This window comes from Streptomyces sp. NPDC031466, assembly GCF_055581265.1.
In genome coordinates this window covers 1-3,599 of the sequence record NZ_JBVIJT010000029.1, presented here as the reverse complement: position 1 = coordinate 3,599, position 3,599 = coordinate 1, and the positions used below count along the sequence as shown (strand labels likewise).

At 70.5% G+C, this 3,599-nt stretch carries 1 protein-coding gene; it reads right to left on the bottom strand.

Going from position 1 to position 3,599, the window contains the following annotated elements:
• Positions 1-3,308: beta-ketoacyl synthase N-terminal-like domain-containing protein (locus ACZ5GP_RS33935; RefSeq protein ID WP_468754518.1), on the bottom strand; the 3,308-nt coding region annotated here is incomplete at its 3' end.
• Between the last annotated feature and the right edge of the window lie 291 nt (positions 3,309-3,599).

Here is a 3,599-nt window from a genome sequence, read left to right as displayed (position 1 = left end):
CGACCACACTCAGCGAACCGCTCCGCGAACACCGGCGCCGAATCCAACAACTCCACCGCCATACCCGCCCACTGCGAACCCTGACCCGGGAAGACGAACACCACCCGGTCACCCGCACCGGACAGGCCCGAAGACGGGCCGGTCACCACACCCGTATCGTCCTCACCCTGCGCCAGAGCACCCAGACCCGCACGCAGCCCACTTTGGTCACCGACGACGACCGCACGGTGCTCGAACCGCGTCCGACCAGAGGCGAGCGACCACCCCACATCCACCGGCGACAACTCACCACGCGCCTCGACATGCGACAGCAACCGCTCCGCCTGCTCCCGCAACGCCTCCACACCACGACCGGAGAGCACCCAGGGCACCATGACCGGTTCGCGGCCCGGCGTCTCCGGCTGCGTCGGCTCCTCGGCCGGGGCCTGCTCCAGGATGAGGTGGGCGTTGGTCCCGCTGACGCCGAAGGCGGAGACGCCCGCCCGGCGCGGTCGGCCGATCTCCGGCCATGCCCGCTGCTCGGTGAGCAGTTCCACGGCCCCGGCCGTCCAGTCCACCCTGGGCGACGGCTGGTCGGCGTGGAGCGTCTTCGGCAGGACGCGGTGCCGCAGGGCGAGCACCATCTTCATCACCCCGGCCACCCCTCCCGCCGCCTGGGTGTGGCCGATGTTGGACTTGAGCGAACCGAGCCACAACGGCTGGTCCTCGGGCCGCCCCTGGCCGTACGTGGCGAGCAGCGCCTCCGCCTCGATCGGATCGCCGAGCGTGGTGCCCGTGCCGTGCGCCTCGACCACGTCCACATCGGTGGTCGAAAGGCCGGAGTTGGCGAGCGCCTGGCGGATGACCCGCTGCTGCGAGAGTCCGTTGGGGGCGGTCAGGCCGTTGGAGGCGCCGTCCTGGTTGATCGCGCTGCCCCGGATGACCGCGAGCACCGGGTGTCCGTTGCGGCGGGCGTCGGAGAGCCGTTCCAGGACGAGCATGCCGGCGCCCTCGCCCCAGCCCGTACCGTCCGCGTCCGCGGAGAACGCCTTGCAGCGGCCGTCGGCCGAAAGGCCGCGCTGGCGGCTGAACTCGATGAAGATGCCCGGCGCGCCCATGACCGTCACACCACCGGCCAGGGCCAGCGAGCACTCGCCGTGCCGGAGCGCCTGGGCGGCCTGGTGAAGCGCCACGAGAGACGAGGAGCAGGCCGTGTCGACCGTGATGGCGGGGCCTTCGAGGCCGAGGAAGTACGCGAGACGACCGGAGACCACGGCAGACGCCTTGCCGGTCAGCAGGTAGCCGTCGAGACCCTCCGACGCCACGTACAGCGGCGTGCCGTAATCCTGGTACGTCGTACCGGCGAAGACGCCGGTCTGGCTGCCCTTGAGCGAGGCCGGGTCGATGCCCGCGCGCTCGAGCGCCTCCCAGGTGGTCTCCAGCAGCAAACGCTGCTGCGGATCCATCGCCAACGCCTCACGCGGCGATATCCCGAAGAACGCCGGGTCGAACTCTGGGGCGTCGTAGATGAAGCCGCCCGCCCTTACGTAGCTCTTGCCGGGCTGCTCGGGGTCCGGGTCGTAGAGGTCCTCGATGTTCCAGCCGCGGTCGCTCGGCATCTCGGAGATCGCGTCCCGGCCCTCAGCGACGAGCTGCCACAGCTCCTCGGGCGTGCTGATGTCGCCGGGGAAGCGGCAGCCCATGGCGACGATCGCGATCGGCTCGTCGTCCGCGAGCGGCGTCGCCACGTCGGCCCCCGCCGCGTCGGCGCCGGCGTCGGCGCCGGGGCCCATGAGTTCCGCACGCAGGTACCCGGCCATCAGCGAGACCGTGGGGTGGTCGAAGACCGCGCCCGTCGGCAGCCGCAGCCCGGTGGCCTCGTTGAGCCGCTTCCGCAGCTCCATCAGGCGCATCGAGTCGAAGCCGAGCTCTTTGAACGCCCGTCCCACCGCGACCGCGTCCATACCGGCGTGCCCCAGCACCGCCGCGGTGTGGGTACGCACCAGCTCGAGCAGCACCCTCTCCTGCTCGGCCACGGCGAGCGCGGCGAGCCGCCCGGCGAGTCCATCGTTCGCGTTGGGGTCCTCCTCGGCGGCGGTGAGCGACGTGCCGGACTGCTGCTGGGCCGGCTGTCGCCGCCGCGTCTGCCGCTTCTGCCGCCAGGAGGCCAGCGTGGGCAGCAAGCTGCTCAGCAACGCCTGCTCTTGATCACCCTCGACCTCAAGAGTGGCCGCGAGGGACGCGAGGTCCTCGCTCTCGATCGCCTCCCAGAAGCGCGCCTCCACCTCGTCGACGCGCGCCGAGCTGGGCGAGGTCTCCAGCCAGTAGCGCCGGCGCTGGAAGGCGTACGTCGGCAGATCGACGTAGGTCGCGTCGGTCCCGGTGAACGCCGCCGTCCAGTCCACGGGCACGCCCTGGACGTAGGCCTCGGCGAGGGAGGTCAAGAAGCGGTCAAGACCGCCTTCGTCACGCCGCAGCGAACCCAGCACCACGCTGTTGTCCGCACCTCGGGCCTCGGCGATCTCCTGAAGCCCGATGGTCAGCACCGGGTGGGCCGACGCCTCGACGAAGACCGCGTCCCCCGCCTCCAGGACCGTGCCGACGGTCTCCTCGAAACGAACCGTGTGCCGCAGATTCCGATACCAGTAGCCGCCATCCAGCTCGACGGTGTCCAACAGACCACCCGTGACCGTCGAATAGAACGGCACCGACGACGACTTCGGCTCAATCCCCGCCAGAAGCTCCGCCAGCTCGTCCTCGATGCGCTCGACATGCGAGGTGTGCGAGGCGTAATCCACCGGTACCTTGCGCGCCCGGACCTCCTGGGCCTGGCACTGGGCCAGCAGCTCATCGAGCGCACCCGGATCACCGGCCACCACCACCGACGCCGGCCCGTTCACCGCCGCGACCTCGATCCGGCCACCGAACGCCTCAAGCCGAGACTCCACCTCCGCCAACGGCAACGCCACCGACACCATCCCGCCGAGCCCCGCCAGCCCACCGGCAATCGCCTGCGAACGCAGCGCCACCACCCTCGCCGCATCACCCAGCGACAACGCACCCGCCACACACGCAGCCGCGATCTCACCCTGCGAATGCCCCACCACCGCAGCAGGCTCAACACCATACGAACGCCACAACTCCGCCAGCGACACCATCACCGCCCACAGCACCGGCTGAACAACATCTACGCGCTCCAACGACGGCGCCTCCGGCGCCTGCCGAACCACCGACTCAAGATCCCAGTCGACAAACTCCCCCAACGCCCGACCACACTCAGCCATCCGCTCCGCGAACACCGGCGCCGAATCCAACAACTCCACCGCCATACCCGCCCACTGCGAACCCTGACCAGGGAAGACAAACACCACCCGGTCGGCCATCCGTGTCACACCCTCGGCCGGCCCGGCCACCACTCCAGAGGCGATCTCGCCCCGCGCCAGCGCGCTCAGACCCGCACGCAGCCCGTCCCGATCAGCGATGACGACCGCGCGGTTCTCGAACTCCGCGCGCCCGGATACGAGCGACCAGCCCACATCCACCGGTGACAACTCACCATGCGCCTCGACGTGCGACAACAGACGCTCCGCCTGCCCCCGCAACGCCTGCGCACCACGACC